14 protein-coding genes and 1 other annotated feature (1 of these 15 cut by a window edge) are annotated in these 18291 nt (G+C 37.6%); all 14 genes read left to right on the top strand.

The window, feature by feature from the left end; all coding sequences use genetic code 11:
* The first annotated feature begins 3 nt into the window (after positions 1 to 3).
* Positions 4 to 2328, top strand: coding sequence for an endopeptidase La (lon, locus tag T479_RS15810; protein ID WP_024363209.1), 2325 nt, complete (start codon positions 4 to 6; stop codon positions 2326 to 2328).
* A gap of 4 nt (positions 2329 to 2332) precedes the next feature.
* Positions 2333 to 2914 carry a ribosome biogenesis GTP-binding protein YihA/YsxC gene (gene yihA, locus T479_RS15805; protein ID WP_025220187.1) on the top strand — a complete coding sequence of 194 codons (582 nt, stop codon included), beginning with the start codon at positions 2333 to 2335 and terminating at the stop codon, positions 2912 to 2914.
* 198 nt (positions 2915 to 3112) lie between these two features.
* The gene (locus T479_RS23315) at positions 3113 to 3286 is read left to right on the top strand and encodes a YjfB family protein (RefSeq protein WP_080653334.1); all 174 of its coding nucleotides are present in this window, start codon (positions 3113 to 3115) and stop codon (positions 3284 to 3286) included.
* Positions 3287 to 3448: 162 nt separating this feature from the next.
* On the top strand, positions 3449 to 5104 hold the full coding sequence (locus tag T479_RS15800; RefSeq protein WP_227665367.1) for a hypothetical protein: 1656 nt from the start codon (positions 3449 to 3451) through the stop codon (positions 5102 to 5104).
* Positions 5105 to 5182: 78 nt separating this feature from the next.
* Positions 5183 to 6631 (top strand): S-layer homology domain-containing protein, encoded by a 1449-nt coding sequence (locus tag T479_RS15795; protein ID WP_025220185.1) that lies wholly within the window; start codon positions 5183 to 5185, stop codon positions 6629 to 6631.
* Positions 6632 to 6648: 17 nt separating this feature from the next.
* Complete coding sequence (locus tag T479_RS15790) at positions 6649 to 9579, top strand: VWA domain-containing protein (RefSeq protein ID WP_025220184.1); 2931 nt, start codon at positions 6649 to 6651, stop codon at positions 9577 to 9579.
* Positions 9580 to 9920: 341 nt separating this feature from the next.
* Positions 9921 to 11285, top strand: coding sequence for a glutamyl-tRNA reductase (gene hemA / locus T479_RS15785; RefSeq protein ID WP_024363204.1), 1365 nt, complete (start codon positions 9921 to 9923; stop codon positions 11283 to 11285).
* A gap of 222 nt (positions 11286 to 11507) precedes the next feature.
* Entirely contained in the window at positions 11508 to 12335 is an 828-nt protein-coding gene (gene ccsA, locus T479_RS15780) for a cytochrome c biogenesis protein CcsA (protein ID WP_024363203.1), read from the top strand.
* An 18-nt stretch (positions 12336 to 12353) separates the two neighbouring features.
* Positions 12354 to 13286 carry a hydroxymethylbilane synthase gene (gene hemC / locus T479_RS15775; RefSeq protein WP_024363202.1) on the top strand — a complete coding sequence of 311 codons (933 nt, stop codon included), beginning with the start codon at positions 12354 to 12356 and terminating at the stop codon, positions 13284 to 13286.
* The gene (locus T479_RS15770) at positions 13276 to 14037 is read left to right on the top strand and encodes a uroporphyrinogen-III synthase (RefSeq protein WP_024363201.1); all 762 of its coding nucleotides are present in this window, start codon (positions 13276 to 13278) and stop codon (positions 14035 to 14037) included. The genes hemC and T479_RS15770 overlap by 11 nt, the downstream gene beginning before the upstream one ends.
* Positions 14034 to 15014 carry a porphobilinogen synthase gene (gene hemB / locus T479_RS15765; RefSeq protein ID WP_024363200.1) on the top strand — a complete coding sequence of 327 codons (981 nt, stop codon included), beginning with the start codon at positions 14034 to 14036 and terminating at the stop codon, positions 15012 to 15014. The genes T479_RS15770 and hemB overlap by 4 nt, the downstream gene beginning before the upstream one ends.
* On the top strand, positions 15014 to 16306 hold the full coding sequence (gene hemL / locus T479_RS15760; RefSeq protein ID WP_025220183.1) for a glutamate-1-semialdehyde 2,1-aminomutase: 1293 nt from the start codon (positions 15014 to 15016) through the stop codon (positions 16304 to 16306). The genes hemB and hemL overlap by 1 nt, the downstream gene beginning before the upstream one ends.
* Before the next feature lie 124 nt (positions 16307 to 16430).
* Positions 16431 to 16877 carry an SRPBCC family protein gene (locus tag T479_RS15755; protein WP_024363198.1) on the top strand — a complete coding sequence of 149 codons (447 nt, stop codon included), beginning with the start codon at positions 16431 to 16433 and terminating at the stop codon, positions 16875 to 16877.
* Between the two features lie 141 nt (positions 16878 to 17018).
* Positions 17019 to 17699 carry a hypothetical protein gene (locus T479_RS15750; RefSeq protein WP_029747283.1) on the top strand — a complete coding sequence of 227 codons (681 nt, stop codon included), beginning with the start codon at positions 17019 to 17021 and terminating at the stop codon, positions 17697 to 17699.
* A 281-nt stretch (positions 17700 to 17980) separates the two neighbouring features.
* Positions 17981 to 18291 (top strand) — a binding site (T-box leader); it runs 11 nt beyond the window's last position.

Below are 18291 nucleotides of genomic sequence, written 5' to 3'. Positions count from 1 at the left end.
CGCATGGTAACAATTCAAAAAACAACAAATGTACCATTATTGCCTTTACGTGGACTTTTAGTATACCCGTCGATGGTGTTACATATTGATGTGGGTAGAAATCGTTCTGTAGCGGCGCTTGAACAAGCAATGTTAGAGGACCAATTGATTTTATTGGTGACACAAAAAGAAATGCACGATGAACAGCCAGAAGAACAGGATTTATATCAAGTCGGTACGATGGCGTATGTAAAGCAAATGCTTAAATTGCCAAACGGCACACTACGTATTTTAGTTGAAGGTGTTGCGCGTGCAACTTGGTCTAATTATCAAGCATTAGAGAAATTTACAGTTGTTGATATTGATGTAAAAGAGGATAAAGTTGAGAAAGATGTGGAAACGCAAGCCTTAATGCGTACATTGTTAACGTATTTTGAAAGATACGCTAAATCCTCCAACAAAATCACGACAGAAACGATTAATACAGTGGCTGATATTGAAGAACCAAGCCGCCTTGCTGATATTATAGCCTCGCATTTACCAATCAAAATTGCGGATAAACAAGAAGTTTTAGAAATGTTAAATGTTAAAAAACGTTTAGATCATTTAATTATTCGCTTGCATGATGAACAAGAGGTGCTGGACCTTGAAAAGAAGATTAATACGAAAGTAAAGCAATCGATGGAGCGTACGCAAAAAGAATATTACTTACGCGAACAAATGAAAGCTATTCAAACAGAGCTAGGGGATCGAGAAGGAAAAACTGGTGAAGTTGCGGAATTGCGTAAACAAATCGATGAAACAGGCATGCCTGATTCGACAAAAGAAGCGGCATTAAAAGAGCTTGATCGATATGAAAAATTGCCGAGTGCTAGCGCGGAAAGTGGTGTTATTCGCAATTACATTGACTGGTTAGTATCCTTACCTTGGACAAAGGCAACCGAGGATCGAATGAATATTACGCATGCTGAGGAAATTTTAAACCGCGATCATGATGGGTTAGATAAAGTAAAGGAACGTGTACTAGAATATTTAGCTGTGCGTCAGTTAAAAAATTCATTACGTGGTCCAATTCTTTGTTTAGCTGGCCCTCCAGGTGTAGGTAAAACTTCATTGGCACGTTCAATTGCAGAAAGTTTAGATCGCAAATTTATTCGAATTTCTTTAGGTGGCGTGCGCGATGAATCTGAAATTCGCGGACATCGTCGTACGTATGTTGGTGCTATGCCAGGTCGTATTATTCAAGGGATGAAAAAAGCAGGTACGATTAATCCGGTGTTTTTACTTGATGAAATCGACAAAATGTCTAATGATTTCCGAGGAGACCCTGCAGCGGCAATGCTAGAAGTGTTGGACCCTGCGCAAAACAACACATTTAGCGACCATTACATTGAAGAACCATACGATTTATCTAACGTTTTATTCATTGCGACAGCCAATGATTTAAGTACAATTCCTGGGCCTTTGTTGGACCGTATGGAAGTTATCTCAATTGCTGGCTATACAGAAATTGAAAAGGCTCAAATTACAAAAAATCATTTGATACCAAAGCAATTAAAAGAACACGGCTTGAAGAAAACACAAGTTGTTATCAAAGATGAAGCGGTGCTGGATATCATCCGCTATTATACGCGTGAGGCGGGGGTTCGTGGCTTAGAGCGTCAAATCGCAACGCTATGCCGTAAAATCGCTAAAGTTATTGTGTCTGGGGAAAAGAAACGTGTTACTGTAAGTTCAAAATCGGTTATCGAATACCTTGGAAAACACCGTTTCCGCTATGGACAAGCAGAAGAGGAAAATCAGATTGGTGTGGCAACTGGGCTAGCGTATACAACCGTTGGTGGTGATACGTTGCAAATCGAGGTTTCTTTAACTCCTGGTAAAGGAAAAATACAGCTAACGGGGAAACTCGGAGATGTTATGAAGGAATCGGCACAAACTGCATTGTCCTATGTACGTACAAAAATAGAAGAACTTCATGTGGATTCGGAATATTTCGAGACACATGATATCCACATTCATGTACCAGAAGGCGCAGTACCAAAGGATGGCCCTTCAGCAGGTATTACGATGGCAACAGCAATAGTTTCTGCGATTTTACATCGCCCGATTCGTCGTGAAGTAGGCATGACAGGTGAAATTACATTACGTGGTCGCGTCCTACCAATTGGCGGTTTGAAAGAAAAAACATTAAGTGCACACCGAGCAGGCTTAACAACGATCATTTGTCCAAAAGATAATGAACGTGATATTGAAGATATTCCTGAAAGTGTACGCGAAAATTTAACATTTAAACTAGTGTCATCTGCTGATGAAGTATTAGCAATTGCACTAGACGGAGGTTTTTAAAGAAATGAAAGTCCATAATGTCGAAATGGTCATAAGTGCAGTAAGACCGGACCAATACCCAGAAGATGGACTGCCAGAATTTGCATTAGCAGGTCGCTCAAATGTTGGGAAATCATCTTTCATTAACAGAATGATTGGACGTAAAGCGTTAGCTCGTATTTCTTCTAAACCTGGGAAGACACAAACGCTAAATTTTTACAAAATCGAAGAACAACTGTTTTTCGTCGATGTTCCGGGATATGGTTATGCCAAAGTTTCAAAAACCGAGCGTGAAGCTTGGGGGAAAATGATTGAACGTTACATTACGGGCCGTGAAGAATTAAAAGCGGTCGTTCAAATTGTAGACTTACGTCATCCTCCAACTGCTGATGATTGTATGATGTATGATTTTTTAAAACATTACAGTATTCCTTGTATCGTTATTGCAACGAAGGCAGATAAAATTCCAAAAGGTAAGTGGGATAAGCATAAAAAAGTTGTCAAGGAAACATTAGATATGGATAAAAATGATCCGCTCATTGTGTTCTCTTCAGAAAAAGGCATCGGTTTTGAAGAAGCTTGGCAAACAATTGAAAATAAAATGTAAACTAAAAACATCTATTGCGTCTTATGTAGCACAGTAGATGTTTTTTTGTTTTTATGTGCAAGCATTTCGTCGTTATTATTTTTCATGAAAAGCGCTTTGACACTTTTAATTACTAGCATGAAAGTTATGGACAAATATAAGAAAATTGCTTGATGAACGCTAAAATTAGCCGATAAATAAAATAGGAGGTGGACTAGAATGGATATTGCAGCTTTATCTATCGCAATGAATCAATCAAATCTTATGCAAAATGTCTCTTTAGCTGTTACAAAGCAAGCGATGGAGATGCAACAGCAAAACACTGAACAGTTAGTTGAAATGTTAGATGCTCCACATCCAACAGCCGGACATACAATTGATATCCAAGTATGATGTTGGCAGGGTAGCTTGAAATTGGAAGCTACCTCTTCCTTTATGTCTATGGTAGATTCGAAAAAATAGAAAAACATGTGAAAATGTAACTTTTTGAATAAGAAAAACTACCAATAATACGATATACTATTGATAAATAACAATTTTATAAGGAGGCGGGAATTGTTGAAGAAGATTCCATACATATTGATCGTTCTATGTTTAATGGTATTTAGTTTACCATCATTACCAACTGTTCAGGCCGCACAGTTAGTAACAGGAACCTTCGTAGATGTAACTTATTCAGAATATACGAATGCAAGTGGGCAAGTAGAAAAACAGCTAAGTAAAATCACTTTAGAAAATGCGAGTGGTCGCCAAGTCACATACAATATTAGCAATAGTGCCCGCCTGTACATCAATAATACGGAAACAACGATTGAAGGTTTTAAACTAGGTATGAAAGTAGAAGCTGAAATCTCGCTGCGTAGTGTAGTGGAACTTCGTGGTACTTCCAATACTACTGAGGAAACGACAACAGTCGCACAAAATCCTAAAACGATAGCTGGCGTAATCACAAGCATTGATCCTAATGGTATGTTCATTATGGTAAAGCCAGATGTCGGTAAAGAAACTACATATTATTTGAATAAGGATACAGCGTTTCAAAAAGCTTCCTCATCAGTTGATATTAGTGGACTGTATGTAGGAGATCGTGTAAAGCTTCATCTGAAAAATACAAGTACTTCGATTGTGACAAAAGTAGATATTAGTGAGACAGGAACATTAGTTGAAAATCTTTACAAAGGTGAAATACAATCGGTTAATATCAATGCGAACAAATTAACGGTTAAAAATCAAAATGCCTTTGTGAACTGGCAATTTGGTACAGCGTCAACAACTGCACTATCTACAATGAGTTTTTCTACAAAGGTTCCTATTTACGTTGGAAATACGAAAATAGAAAAAGGTCAGTTGAAAAATTATATTGGTAGTGAAGCATATTACGCGACAGTGAAGCAATTTGGTAAAGAGGTTATTGAGAAGATTGTTGTATTGAAAAATAATGAACGTACGTACTATGAGCCAATGATTGCAGTCGATACAGATTACCAATTATTAAAGCTGAAAAATGCGGGCACGCTGTACTTCCATGATGGATCAATTTTAATTCGCAATGGCCGTTTTGTTCAACCAACAGGATTATTAGCATATGGTACTGCGTTTGTTATTACTGACGGTACTGCTCGTGATCATTATGCACAAGTGGTGGATGTAACAAGCGATAGCTTTATGTCACCAAACTTAGCATCACATGAATTATATTATGGACGTTTAACTCAAGCGGATGGCTATTTAATTGAAATTGATGATGCAATGAAAATCGAATCAAATGTGTTCAAGAAAACAGATAAGACTGTACTATCTGTGAGTAATACGACAAAGGCAAAGGTTGATGATGGTAATAAAACATATAGTGTAATGCCAGATATTGAACTGTATTTATCAGAAGGGGATTACGGTTACTTCTATGTGAACAACGGGCATGTACAAGCTCTTCACATGTTAAATAATGCAAAACCAGTTGCTCCATTAATGCTAGTAGGTAAACTTCAGTCAGTAAAATCGACATATCCAGCTACTATTAATGTGAAAAGTGTGAGTCAATGGCAAAATGGTCGTTGGTATGAGGCAGGCCAAATGGTTGATATGAATATTGATCAAGCGACGCTTATTAAAGCAGGGAAAGTTATTCAACCATCTGATTTGAAACCTTCCGATCGTTTAGTCGTACTATCTGACCGCTTTGTAAAGGCACATTTCATTCTAGTAGATTAATAAGATGGAAGCTATCTCTCTATGTAGGGATAGCTTCATCTGTGCATATGCAAGGGAAGAAAGAGAGGGAAAAAACAGATGCGAAAACATGTATTGAAAGTGCTGTTAGCGTTAATGATGGTGTTCGTTATGGGGATCAGCATACTAGCAGATGCTTCTGCCACATCGGTGGAAACAACTGGTGCGGTAAAAAATGAATATACATACGAAGAAGCCGTGTTCATTACTGGAACACCCATTATTTTTAAAGGGACGAGTAAAGATATTAAAATTACTCAAAAAGAATCAAAAGGGAAATTAACAGAAACGTATAGTTTAAAATTAACAGCAAGTAATGGCGCGACATTAACAAGAAATATAGCTTATGAATCAGATGTTGTTAACTATGCTACGATTGGGCAAAAGACATCGAATGGTGTTGTGAAAAAGTACTCTGAGAAAATTGTAGTCGGCAAAATAACGTATACATTAGCAGACTACCAGTTTTCACAAGGAACTGTAACAGATAACCGCGCAGCATCTGATTATTATTCAGGAAATGTTATTTCAAGAAAAACATATACATTTCAGACAGGCTCTGGTAAGAACGCAAAAACAAATACAGTAATAATAGAAACGGATAGTCGTCATGCAGGGTACGAAAATTTCTGGGGAGCAACCGAAACGCAAATTACTGAATCTGTTTATTCGTACAGTGATGGCACAACAAGCCATGTGAAAAATCGCCTATCAACGAGCAAATCACGCGTGCTCAATTATGAGGAAAATCCAGGCAGTTTAGCAAGCTTTGATGGAGGCTATGCGGTCGTTAGTGAAAAGGACGTAATTTCAGAATATACGTATGATTTAGCTTCTGGACAAAAAGGCAAAGTGGATTTAAATACAGAATTTACGCCGACAATCGAACGTCTTATTATTCCGAAATTCCGTGATTTATCGAATCACTATGCAAAAGCTGCTATCGAAAAACTATACTCATTAGGGATCTATTCCGATACAAGTAATTTCTTTTCACCAAATACGCCGATGAAACGAATTGACTTTACTATCGCCATTGGTAAAGCAGTTGACCTGCGTGTTATGGAAGAAAAGAATACGAAAAAAACATCTACAAGTGTCTTTAAAGATGTTAAACGTACGATGAAAGATTATGCCTATATTGAATCGGCAGTCAACAAAGGCATTATTAAAGGTGTGACACCAGATTATTTTAAACCAGATAATGCGATTACACGTGCGCAAGCTGCCGCAATTTTTGTCCGTGCATTAGGGCTTGAAAACAAAGCGCCAGATCCTGGCTATGTTACAAAATTTAAAGATGATGCACAAATTCCTAACTATTCAAGAGATGGTATTTATATCGTCCATGAGCTTGGTCTTATGACAGGCGACCCTGTAACGGGCCGATTTAATCCAAACCAACCATTAACTCGTGCCCAAGCATCTGCTGTGCTTGAGCGATTCTTAAACTATTTAGAGAATGATTTAAAACAAAACTACCGAGATGATATATTATTCTTTAACTAATGAAAGGACTGAAAGGAATGCAATATGCGAAAAAGGCATTGCTATTATTGGCCTGTTTTGTACTAGCCTTTATGACTGTAACACCAATGGTCTCACTAGCTGCTACAACGATTCAAGATGTGCCGACAACTGATAGTAAATACAAAGCTATTTCTTGGGCAGTTGATAATGATTTATTAGCATTAAATGGTGCGAATAACTTTTTGCCAAACGAGCAAGTAACAGAGCGAGAGCTTGTCACAATGTTTGCAAAGCTTGATAAAAACTATGCGTTATCATATAACGAAAGTGTTGCCTATAATTTTTATAGTGATTTATATTTGCCATTCGAAGGTACACATGTAATGGCAAATCGTTCAAAAGCCATTACACGAGGTCACTTTGCACGTATATATGCTGCATTTAAAGGTTTAGATTTAGATGAACCACAGGCAGTACAATATTTATATACAAATGATATTTCAACTGGCAATACAGGCAAAAAAACATTTGCTGATTTTAATCCCTCTACGAAACTATCTCGTGGTGATGCAGCCGAGTTTTTATATCGTAGTGTACAAAACGGTTCCTTTGCTGTCCTAGGTTTGAAAAAATCTGCAGCAGGTCGTGATAATGATAAAGTAACTTTACCAGCAGGCTTTATGGGTTCGAATAGCGGAGAGTTTGAAGAACCGAAGGATAATGATAGTGATTTTACAGGTCCTGACTATGTCAATAATGCTCTGCAAAGTATTGAAGTTGAAAAACCAGATTTAATTGCAAACGGTGAGGATATGACGCCGATTACAGTATCTTTAAAGGCATGTAACGGTGACCCGATTGCTGATGATAAGTCCTATACGTTCCGTGTAACGTCTTCAGAGGGAGCTGATATTGTCAATTCAGCTGGTGAAGCTGTTCGCAACGTTCAATCGGACGGTTCAACTGTAACAGCGTTTGTTAAAGCGAAAAAGCTTACAAAATCAGTACGTGATACGATTAGTTTTGAACTTATTAACAACACAGATTCTAGCATGAAGTGTCTGGTTGGAGAAAAATTAAATGCACACGTGCGTTACGCACCACAGCCAGAATTACGCATTGACTTTAAAGTGTATGACCCAACGAATACAGATGACAATGGTACTATAACACCGCCTTATGTACAATATGAAAAGCCACCGGAGTTTTTCACTGAAAATGTAATTGATGTTTACGGTCCCGTGCCATTAAATCCTGATGCAGATGAAAAGCGTTTTAGTATTGGACAACAAACAAATGTTACCAATTCTCTAGGCGTTGTACAAAATATGTATTTACAATATGGTGGCGCCGATCCGAAGTATCCTGCTCTTGGATATGAGAATGCGATTTTACAATTTGAAAACTATAATATCTCTGTATATTTATTTGAAAAAATATTGAACGAGCGTTTAAAAGATTCTGTGACGACACCAGCGAAGACTGAGATTATGTATATGATTTCAGAGGATGGTCGTCCAATTTATCGAATCCAAGGAATCGATGATAATATTGCTTCACAAGTGGAAAATATCAATCCAGTAGGTACGATTATTCAGTTAATGAGTCCAAAATATATGCCAGAAGAAAAGAATTTAACATTAGAGCATTATGATAGTGTTATGAAAATTTATGCTATATTAACGGGCTTAAGTAATTATGAACGTACCGTATTATTAAAATACCAAGGCGGTAAATTACTAGGACAAGTAGAAGCTTATAAAAAACGTGTTGAGGCGTTAAAAGAAAGTGCAGATGCTGCGGCAAGACCATCTGGTAAGGACCGATATACACAAGTTATGGTAACGTTAGTTCGTCCAGGTGGAGAACCAATTACGGATTATCAAGGAACGGTAAAAATCAAATTTGATGGTGTAGAAAAAACGGCATCCTTTGTCACAAATACTTCGGATTATTTGAATAATACAGGTGGGCCAGGGACTGCAGTCGCTTACTTTGACTCGATTATTTATGGGAAATCTAAAATAGAAGCTACTCTTGTCAATAAAGTTGACCCACGTTATGCAACAATATTGAAGTCTATTACAGATAAAACGATTACAAAAGAAATTTTTACAAATCCTTACTTTAGTAAAAATGCTTGTAGTTTAGCAACTGAAGTCGCATATGTAGTTGATTACTCTTCTTCTATGAAACGTATCGACCAAACGAATTATCGCGGTACAAAAATGATGGAAGTAATCAATCAAATTCAGGCGAAAAATAATATTGTCATTGAAACGAACACAAGTGCAACTGTATTAGGTGAAGGCAGTACAGATAATGTCTTAAAGAAAGACCTGTATCGTACATCGACGGATAAGGGAGCTACAGATATTTTTACAGGTATAGAATTAGCTCTTACTAAATTCTCAAATGATACAAAAACTTCTAAATCCATTATTGTCGTATCTGATGGAAAAACAAGTAAATCAAAAATGACAAAAGTAATTAATGATGCGAAAAAGAAAGGCATTAAAATTTACACTGTAAGTATGGGTAAGAAAAACCAAATTAATGAGGCAATTCTGACACAAATGGCTACGGAAACAGGTGGCACATATTATCATGCAATTGATAATTACCAGTTCCATCAGGTCGCTCAAAAAATAATTGATGCGATTCTATGTAAAACTGCGCCTTCAAGCTGTATCAACCCTGATGATTTATTTGAGGAAGCGACAGTATCCATCCGGAAAGGATATATTACGATGAATGCAAGAATTGATAGTAATTGTCCAAATGTTGCAAATGTCGTTGTTCGTTATTCCTCTGTCAGCGGTGATGTTCAATTTGATCTTAAAAAGCGCAGCGATAGTGTGTTTATGTTGACGAAAAATGTCCAAACTATGGTTGACTTTAAAGTCAATGGCGACATCGAGTTTTTAGCTTATGATAAAGACGGAAAAATAATTTCGCAAAAAACTGTTAAAATTACAAATTCATAAAAGTGCTCAATGAGGAGCAATTCGACTGTAGACGACTAGATGCAAGTTTTAGTTTGTCTACAGTTTTTTCTATTGTGTAAAAGAGTTCAATGCCATTTTTAGAGAAAGCTTCTAGCAGACCATTCTATTTTTGAACTTTCTTTGACATAGCGAAACTGCATTACTCGTATGCAGTTTTTAAATTTGATACAATACGTATAATTTGTTAAACTTAGTTTATAATAATTCTAAAGTAGAAAATGAATTATAGTTCTTCATGACATGTTCACAAATAATAGATGAACTATTGTCGAACTGTGCTATAATGAGATTTGTGAATTAGAACGTGTGAGGTGTTATTCATGCATACCATCGTAGTAGGCTTGAATTATAAATCAGCGCCAGTTGAAATTAGGGAAAAGCTATCTTTCGTAGAAAGCGAGTTACCGCAAGCAATGGAAGCGCTGCAAAAACAAAAAAGCATATTGGAAAATGTTATCGTTTCAACTTGTAATCGAACAGAAATATATGCAGTCGTCGATCAATTGCATACTGGACGTCACTTTGTGAAGCAATTTTTAGCAAATTGGTTCAACTTGCCTGTGGAGACTTTTTCTTCTTACTTAACGATTCGAGAAGAAGATGAGGCATTAGAACATTTATTTAAAGTTACAGCTGGAATTGATTCAATGGTGCTTGGTGAAACACAAATTTTAGGACAAGTGAAAAAAAGCTTCTTAAATGGACAAGAGATTGGGACGACAGGTACGGTCTACAATCAGTTATTTAAACAAGCAGTTACATTTGCGAAGCGAGCACATAGTGAAACAGCTATTGGGGAGAATGCGGTATCTGTTTCTTATGCAGCAGTAGAATTAGCAAAGAAAATTTTTGGATCTTTACAACGCAAGCACGTCGCTATTTTAGGGGCAGGTAAAATGGGTGAACTTGCTATCGAGAACTTGTATGGTAACGGCGTAGGAAAAGTGACGGTTATTAATCGTACTTTTGAAAAAGCTGAAAGTTTAGCAGCCAAGTTCCAAGGTGAAGCGAAGTCAATGAGGGAATTACAATGCTCACTACTTGAAGCGGATATTTTAATTACGTCCACAGGTGCGACAGATTTTGTCATTGATTATGAGCTAATGCAACTTGTTGAACGTTTGCGTAAAGGTAAACCACTGTTTATGGTCGATATTGCGGTACCCCGTGATATTGATCCACGTGTTGGTGATTTGCCAAACGTATTCTTATATGATATCGATGATTTACAAGGTATTGTTGAAGCTAACTTGGCAGAGCGCGAACGTGCGGCAGCGGAAATTACGCAAATGATTGATAAAGAAGTTGTTCAATTTAAAGATTGGTTTGCAACGCTTGGTGTCGTGCCAGTCATTTCAGCTTTACGTAAAAAAGCAAACCAAATTCAACAAGAAACAATGATCAGTATTGAAAATAAAATGCCAGAGTTAACGGATCGAGAACGTAAGATTTTAAGTAAGCATACAAAATCAATTATTAATCAATTGTTAAAAGAGCCAATTTTACAAGCTAAGGAAATGGCAAATTCACCAAAAGCAAATGAACAGTTACGTTTATTCCAACAAATTTTTGGCATAGAGGATGCTGTGGAAGATGAAGTGGATATGATGAGCAAGCAAGAGCTTGAGCGTAAAGAACGTTTACGATCATCGCAAACACCTACTGAACCAAAGTACTCTTTCTAAGATGTCTAGACATTCGAGCTCCACAATCGCTTGAGGCTCACGATTTGAGTCATGTAGCAAATTTTTGCTTTTTGCATGGTTTTGCTGACGTGTGCGAACTTGAAATTACATGAGGCGTTTTCGTATCTGTATGGTAAACTAAAGATACGAAAACGTCTTTTTTAGGCTGGGATACTGTTTATAGTAGCTTTAGCACTTTTTGAAATAAAGAAGGGATGTCCATTGGCTGATTTGACAATGACAAGGCTCTATGAAGTGATGATCGTCTTGTATGCGATCAGTCTAGTGTTTTACTTTACTGATTACTTTTATAAACAAGTACGTGCAAGGCGGATTGCTTTTTGGCTTGTTTCATTTGTATGGGTGATTCAAAGTGCCATTATTATACTAACTTTTATCGAAACAAAGCGTTTCCCGATTTTATCTTTATATGAAGGAATTCTGTTCTATTCTTGGTTGTTAGTAACATTATCGATTATTCTCCATTGTATAGCGAGAGTCGATTTACCAGTATTTATTATCAATATATTAGGATTTTTATTTGCTAGTATTTTTACATTTATGCCGAAAAGGCCAACAGGAGCAGTAGGGGATACATTAATTTCGGAAATGCTCTTTATCCATATTTCATTTGCGATATTATCGTATGCTGCTTTCACGTTAACTTTTGTATTTGCGATATTATATTTAGTTTTATATCGCTTATTAAAAAAGAAAAAATGGTCACAATTATGGACACGTTTGCCATCATTACAGCAAACGAGCAATTGGATGAACGTATCATTTTTTATAGGGATTCCAATGTTATTCATAAGTTTAATATTAGGCTTTGAATGGGCATTATTAAGATTAGAGAGTTTATCTATCTTTGATGCGAAGATAATAGGGTCCTTTATCATTTTAGTATTATATTGCTGTATTTTATATGTGAATCGTAAAAGTAAGCTGACGGGCACTAATTATGCGTGGGTTCATATTTATGCTTATTTATTAGTTGTCGTAAATTTCTTTTTAGGAAGTAGCTTATCTCGATTCCATTTATGGTATTAGAAGAAAGGTTGGAGACTGTTGAGAAAAATTATTGTAGGTTCTAGGAGAAGTAAATTAGCATTAACGCAAACAAATTGGTTTATCAATGAGCTAAAGGCAGCAGGTGTGCCGTTTGAATTTGAAGTAAAAGAAATTGTTACTAAAGGCGATCAAATTTTAGATGTTCAACTTTCTAAAGTTGGTGGTAAAGGACTTTTTGTAAAAGAAATTGAACAGGCGCTTTTTGACAAGGAAATTGATTTTGCGGTTCATTCGATGAAAGATATGCCTGCCGTACTACCAGAAGGTTTAGTAATTGGTTGTATTCCACCTCGTGAGGATGCGCGCGATGCATTTATTTCTAAAGGTCATGTGAAATTTGCAGATCTTCCTGCAGGAGCAGTAGTGGGGACAAGCTCTCTTCGACGAAGTGCTCAACTCTTAACATTACGTCCTGATATTGAAATTAAATGGATTCGCGGAAATGTCGATACACGTTTAGCAAAACTTGAAACAGACGAATATGATGCGATTATTTTAGCGGCCGCAGGTTTAAAGAGATTGGGTTGGAGCGATGATGTCGTAACAGAGTTTTTATCAGTGGAAGACTGTCTTCCAGCTGTAGCACAAGGGTCTTTAGGGATTGAATGTCGACAAGACGATGCTGAATTATTAGCTGAACTAGCAAAATTAACTGACAGTGCTACATGGAAAGAAGCACATGCAGAGCGTGCTTTCTTAGCTGCTATGGATGGTGGTTGCCAAGTGCCTATCGCAGGTTATGCCAAGTATAATGGGGAAGAAATTACACTAACAGGGTTAGTTGCCGCACCAGATGCAGCAGTTATTTATAAAGAGACGGTAGTAGGTACTGATGCCGAAGCAATTGGTAATGAACTAGCTGACATGTTAACGAAACAAGGTGCCTATGATTTAATTCAACGTGTTAAGGCAGAGCAAGATGCTAAATAATTTACCTTTGCAGGGTAAAACAATTATTTTAACTGGAACGTCTAAAACAGCAACAGTTGGAGACGATATTTCCGCTTTAGGTGGTCAGGCAGTTTTTGCCCCATTGATAGAAACTTGCGAAATTATTGATCCAAAAGATGATGCGCAATTAGCATTTGCACGTCAATTTAACTGGCTAATCTTTACGAGTCAAAATGCGGTAGATGCTTTTGCTAGTAAGATGAATCGTTGTCATTTAAGTGCAAGCCATTTTCAAGGGAAAATTGCATCGATTGGAACGAAAACGACTGCGGCATTAGAAAAGTTAGGCTTTCAAGTTAGCTTTATGCCTTCAATATTTAGTGCCGATGTCTTTGTTAAAGAGTTTCCTATTGTTGCAGGGCACAATCCAACATGTTTATTTATTCGTGGGGAAAAAGCGAAAACAACATTAAAGGATGGGCTGCCCTTCAAATTAAATGAATGGACGGTTTATGAAACGATTGAGCGCCACGACCAAAAACAAGTAATTATCGATTGTATCCAGCAACATTCAGATGTTACAGTCATTTTTGCAAGTCCTTCGGCTGTAGATGTCTATGCAAAGGATATAGCTACAGTCGTTGGATGGAAAGCGGTACGTGTGGCGGCAATCGGGCACATTACAGAAGCAGCTATTGTAAACCACGGTGCTACTGTAGACATTATGCCGAGTATTTATACTATGCAAGCAGTCATCGAGGAATTAACGAAAGTAGAGGAAAGAACATGACAAATTTACAATTTCAAAGACATCGTCGTTTACGCGCAAATGCAATGATACGATCTATGGTAAAAGAAACTTACTTACACAAAGAGGACTTAATTTATCCTATTTTCGTGATAGAAGGCGAAGATATTAAGAATGAAGTTCAGTCAATGCCAGGTGTTTTTCAATTTTCATTAGATAATCTAGGTGCTGAAGTAGATGAAGTGGTTGCTTTAGGTATCCCAGCTGTTATTTTATTTGGTTTACCAGCAGAAAAAGATGAAGTGGGGACAGGTGCTTTCCACGATCATGGAATTGTTCAAGAAGCGACACGCCTTATTAAAGAGCGTCACCCAGAGCTGTTAGTGATTGCTGATACATGTCTGTGTGAGTTTACAGACCATGGTCATTGTGGCTTGATTGAGGGCGATCAAATTTTAAATGACGCTTCTTTAGATGTTTTAGCACGTACTGCTGTTTCACAAGCAAAAGCAGGTGCAGATATTATTGCACCGTCAAATATGATGGATGGTTTTGTTGCTGCAATACGTACTGGTCTTGACGCAGCGGGCTTTGAAAATGTACCAATTATGTCCTATGCCGTAAAATATGCATCAAGCTATTACGGCCCTTTCCGTGATGCGGCTGATGGAGCACCACAATTTGGTGATCGTAAATCATACCAAATGGACCCATCCAATCGTATGGAAGCTTTCCGTGAAGCAGAATCTGATATTGAAGAAGGTGCGGATTTCTTAATCGTGAAGCCTGCCCTAAGCTATTTAGATATTATTCGAGATATGAAAAATAACTATACATTACCGATTGTTGCGTATAACGTTTCTGGTGAATATGCAATGATTAAAGCTGCAGCTATCAATGGTTGGATTGAAGAGAAAAAAGTAGTGCTTGAAACATTGCTAGGTATGAAACGAGCAGGCTCGGATCTAATTATCACTTATCATGCTAAAGATGTAGCACGTTGGTTGGAGGAGAAATAATGGCGCGTTCTTACGAAAAATCAAAACAAGCATATGCAGAAGCTATCAACTTAATGCCGGGTGGGGTTAGTAGTCCCGTACGTGCATTTAAATCAGTAAATATGGATCCTATATTTATGGAATCTGGTCATGGTGCAATAATTACAGACATCGATGGCAATGAATATATTGACTATGTACTATCATGGGGCCCTTTAATTTTAGGGCATACTCATCCGGAAGTTGTAAAAGCCATTGCTGAAACTGCAGCGAAAGGTTCTTCTTTTGGAGCTCCTAGTTATACAGAAAATCGTTTAGCTAAGCTAGTATTAGAACGTTTACCTGGCATGGAGATGATTCGCTTTGTATCATCAGGGACAGAAGCAACAATGTCTGCATTACGTGTAGCACGTGGTGTAACAGGTCGTGATAAAATTTTGAAATTTGAAGGCTCTTATCATGGTCATGGTGATTCATTATTGATAAAAGCTGGTTCAGGTGTGGCGACATTAGGCCTACCTGATAGCCCTGGTGTACCTGCGGATATTGCGCGTAATACATTAACGGTGGCTTACAATGATTTAGAAGGTGCTAAACAAGTATTTGAAAAATTTGGTGCAGAGCTTGCGGCAGTAATTGTTGAGCCAGTGGCAGGGAATATGGGCGTTGTCCCACCACAGCCAGGTTTCCTAGAAGGCTTACGTGAATTAACAACAAAGCATGGTGCGCTGCTAATCTTTGATGAGGTTATGACAGGCTTCCGCGTTGACTATGGCTGTGCGCAAGGTTACTTTGCTGTAACACCAGATATGACAACGCTAGGGAAAGTAATTGGTGGCGGTCTACCTGTAGGTGCTTTCGCGGGTAAGAAGGAAGTTATGGAGCAAGTAGCACCAGCTGGTCCAATTTATCAAGCTGGTACATTATCAGGTAATCCATTAGCAATGACAGCAGGCTATGAAACGTTATCCCGACTTGATGAAAACTCCTATGAGTATTTCAAAAAGTTAGGAGACCAACTAGAAGCAGGATTTAGAGCTGCAGCTACAAAGTATAATATTCCACATACGGTGAATCGCGCTGGCTCGATGATTGGTTTCTTCTTTACAAATGAAGATGTAATCGATTTTGCTTCAGCGAAAACGTCTGATTTACAATTATTTGCGGAATACTTCCGTTTAATGGCTGAAGAAGGTATTTTCTTACCGCCTTCCCAATTTGAAGGATTGTTTATTTCTACTGCACATACAGAGGAACATATCGCGAAAACGGTCGATGCTTTCCATAAAGTGTTTGCCCAATTAGCAAAATAAGTTATCTAAAGCCATCCATTGGGGTGGCTTTTTTTTGTCAAAATTAAAACTTTCAGCATAGCCAAATAGTGGGCGTTTTAGTTTATAATAGAGCTATTCAGAAAAGAAAGTAGTGGTTTTAAAAATGGCAACAGGCACACATACAGTAGAAGTACCCGTAGCAATTGAACATGTTTGGGAATTCGTTAGTGACATGGAAAAATGGGCAAAGCTTGTCCCAGGTTATAATGCACATACGATGATAGACGATAAACACTCTACGTGGACATTTAAAGGTAATGTTGGTGTACTGAAAAAAACGGTAGAAGTAGAGATTACAATTTTAGAGTGGGCAGCACCTTCAAAGGTAACTTTTGAATTAAAAGGCCTATCAGATAATTTTACAGGAAATGGCTATTTCTTAGCTGAAAGCATTGATGCAAACAATACAAAAATGACAGGCTTTTTAGAAGTTACAGCAGGAGGCTTAGCTGGTCCTGTATTAAATCCAATCTTCAAGCCAATCGTTCCAAAAGCTACACAAATGTTGACAGATCGCGTAGCAAATAAAATTAAAATGGTAAACGTTTAAGCGTAAAAGCATGCCTGATTTTTATTCAGGCATGCTTTTTTTATGGTAAAAATCTTGTAACCATCGTTGTCTAGCATACATTTCGATTGCAATTCATATGATGCTAAGGGAGGGATTATTATCGAACAGAAAACTTGGAATATGCGTGAAACATTTTGTTTTCCGGGATATGGTTGCCCAACAGAAATTGCGGCTGTGCAGATAAAGCCACAATGGCAATCGATGCAATTAGAAGACTCGTTAAGATTAAATGGTATTTATCATATCACAGCGCATGTACGCTTTGATTTTCAAGACATGCAAACATTCATGGATGCCGAAGATTTAATCAGTATTGATGCACTCGATATTCAAGGAGATACTGGCTATTTTGAATATGCAGTCCCATTAAATGTTGATTTACCAAAAGAGGCAGCGATTGAGGACTTAATGGTGAAAGACATTCGTCCAATACTGTCCAATCAAATGTGTCAACTTGAATGGACAGTGACGAGTACATTTCGTAGTGAAGCATTACCAATGCCAGCAGTAGAAAAAATCGATGCTGTTGAGGAACAGGTTGTTGTAGCCAAGACGCAACTTCCAATAGAGGAGTCTACGTTTATTGAGCAAACTGTCCAAGTAATGAAACCGACACCTGTAGAAGCATCAGCCAAAGCTAAACAATCGGTACCGGCGGAACAAAAAATTGTGCTTAGAGAATCTTCCAGTCACTCTGCTGTGCGCGAATCAAGTTCCTGGAATGAAGTAGAAACAATGATTTGGGATTTAACAGAAGACTATACTCCGCTCAAAGTTCGTGTATCAAATGATATCTTTTAAAAGTAAATAGCATAGAAGTAGTAAAAGTAATAAGATGATAAGATCGCCAGAAGTTGGGATGATGATAACACGGATAAACTGAAAACCACAAATCGGTACAATAATTGTTCTACAATAAAATCGGAATTGTCGTAGCCAAGGTGGTAAAAGCCAAGGGTTATACTTACGTCGTCGCATATGAATAGTCACTTCCTTTTCTATTTACTTTTTAAGACTAGCTGAAATTAACTAAATCACTTGAAAAAATAGATGAATTTGCGGTACAATGTGGAAAGCTGAATATGGATGCTATGACAGGGAAGAGTAAATTATTTGTGCATTTATAGAGAGGAAACGGTAGCTGAAAAGTTTCTATTTGTACGTAATCGAACGTAGCTCTCGAGCAGCTTTAGTGAACTAATAGTAGTTAAAGCCGGTTAAACACCGTTAACGAATTGAGAGCCAGTTGTAATAAGCTTAAGACATCCAGCATGAATCCTTACTTCTAATGTATAAGGGCATTTAAAGTGCACTAATATGAGAAATAGTGATGTGCGAGAGTGCTTATCTTACTCTGCTGGAATTAAAGGTGGTACCGCGAACTTAAACTCCT

The sequence above is a fragment of the Lysinibacillus sphaericus genome, assembly GCF_000600105.1.
In the GTDB taxonomy this organism is placed as follows: Bacteria; Bacillota; Bacilli; order Bacillales_A; family Planococcaceae; genus Lysinibacillus; species Lysinibacillus sphaericus.
This window is presented reverse-complemented; position numbering and strand designations above follow the sequence as displayed.

Coding starts and splice junctions, on each gene's coding strand:
- hemL (WP_025220183.1), top strand. CDS start 15,014: ATGGCGCGTTCTTACGAAAAATCAAAACAAGCATATGCAGAAGCTATC.
- T479_RS15770 (WP_024363201.1), top strand. CDS start 13,276: ATGCTAAATAATTTACCTTTGCAGGGTAAAACAATTATTTTAACTGGA.
- hemA (WP_024363204.1), top strand. CDS start 9,921: ATGCATACCATCGTAGTAGGCTTGAATTATAAATCAGCGCCAGTTGAA.
- yihA (WP_025220187.1), top strand. CDS start 2,333: ATGAAAGTCCATAATGTCGAAATGGTCATAAGTGCAGTAAGACCGGAC.
- hemB (WP_024363200.1), top strand. CDS start 14,034: ATGACAAATTTACAATTTCAAAGACATCGTCGTTTACGCGCAAATGCA.
- T479_RS23315 (WP_080653334.1), top strand. CDS start 3,113: ATGGATATTGCAGCTTTATCTATCGCAATGAATCAATCAAATCTTATG.
- T479_RS15755 (WP_024363198.1), top strand. CDS start 16,431: ATGGCAACAGGCACACATACAGTAGAAGTACCCGTAGCAATTGAACAT.
- T479_RS15790 (WP_025220184.1), top strand. CDS start 6,649: ATGCAATATGCGAAAAAGGCATTGCTATTATTGGCCTGTTTTGTACTA.
- T479_RS15750 (WP_029747283.1), top strand. CDS start 17,019: ATGCGTGAAACATTTTGTTTTCCGGGATATGGTTGCCCAACAGAAATT.
- lon (WP_024363209.1), top strand. CDS start 4: ATGGTAACAATTCAAAAAACAACAAATGTACCATTATTGCCTTTACGT.
- T479_RS15795 (WP_025220185.1), top strand. CDS start 5,183: ATGCGAAAACATGTATTGAAAGTGCTGTTAGCGTTAATGATGGTGTTC.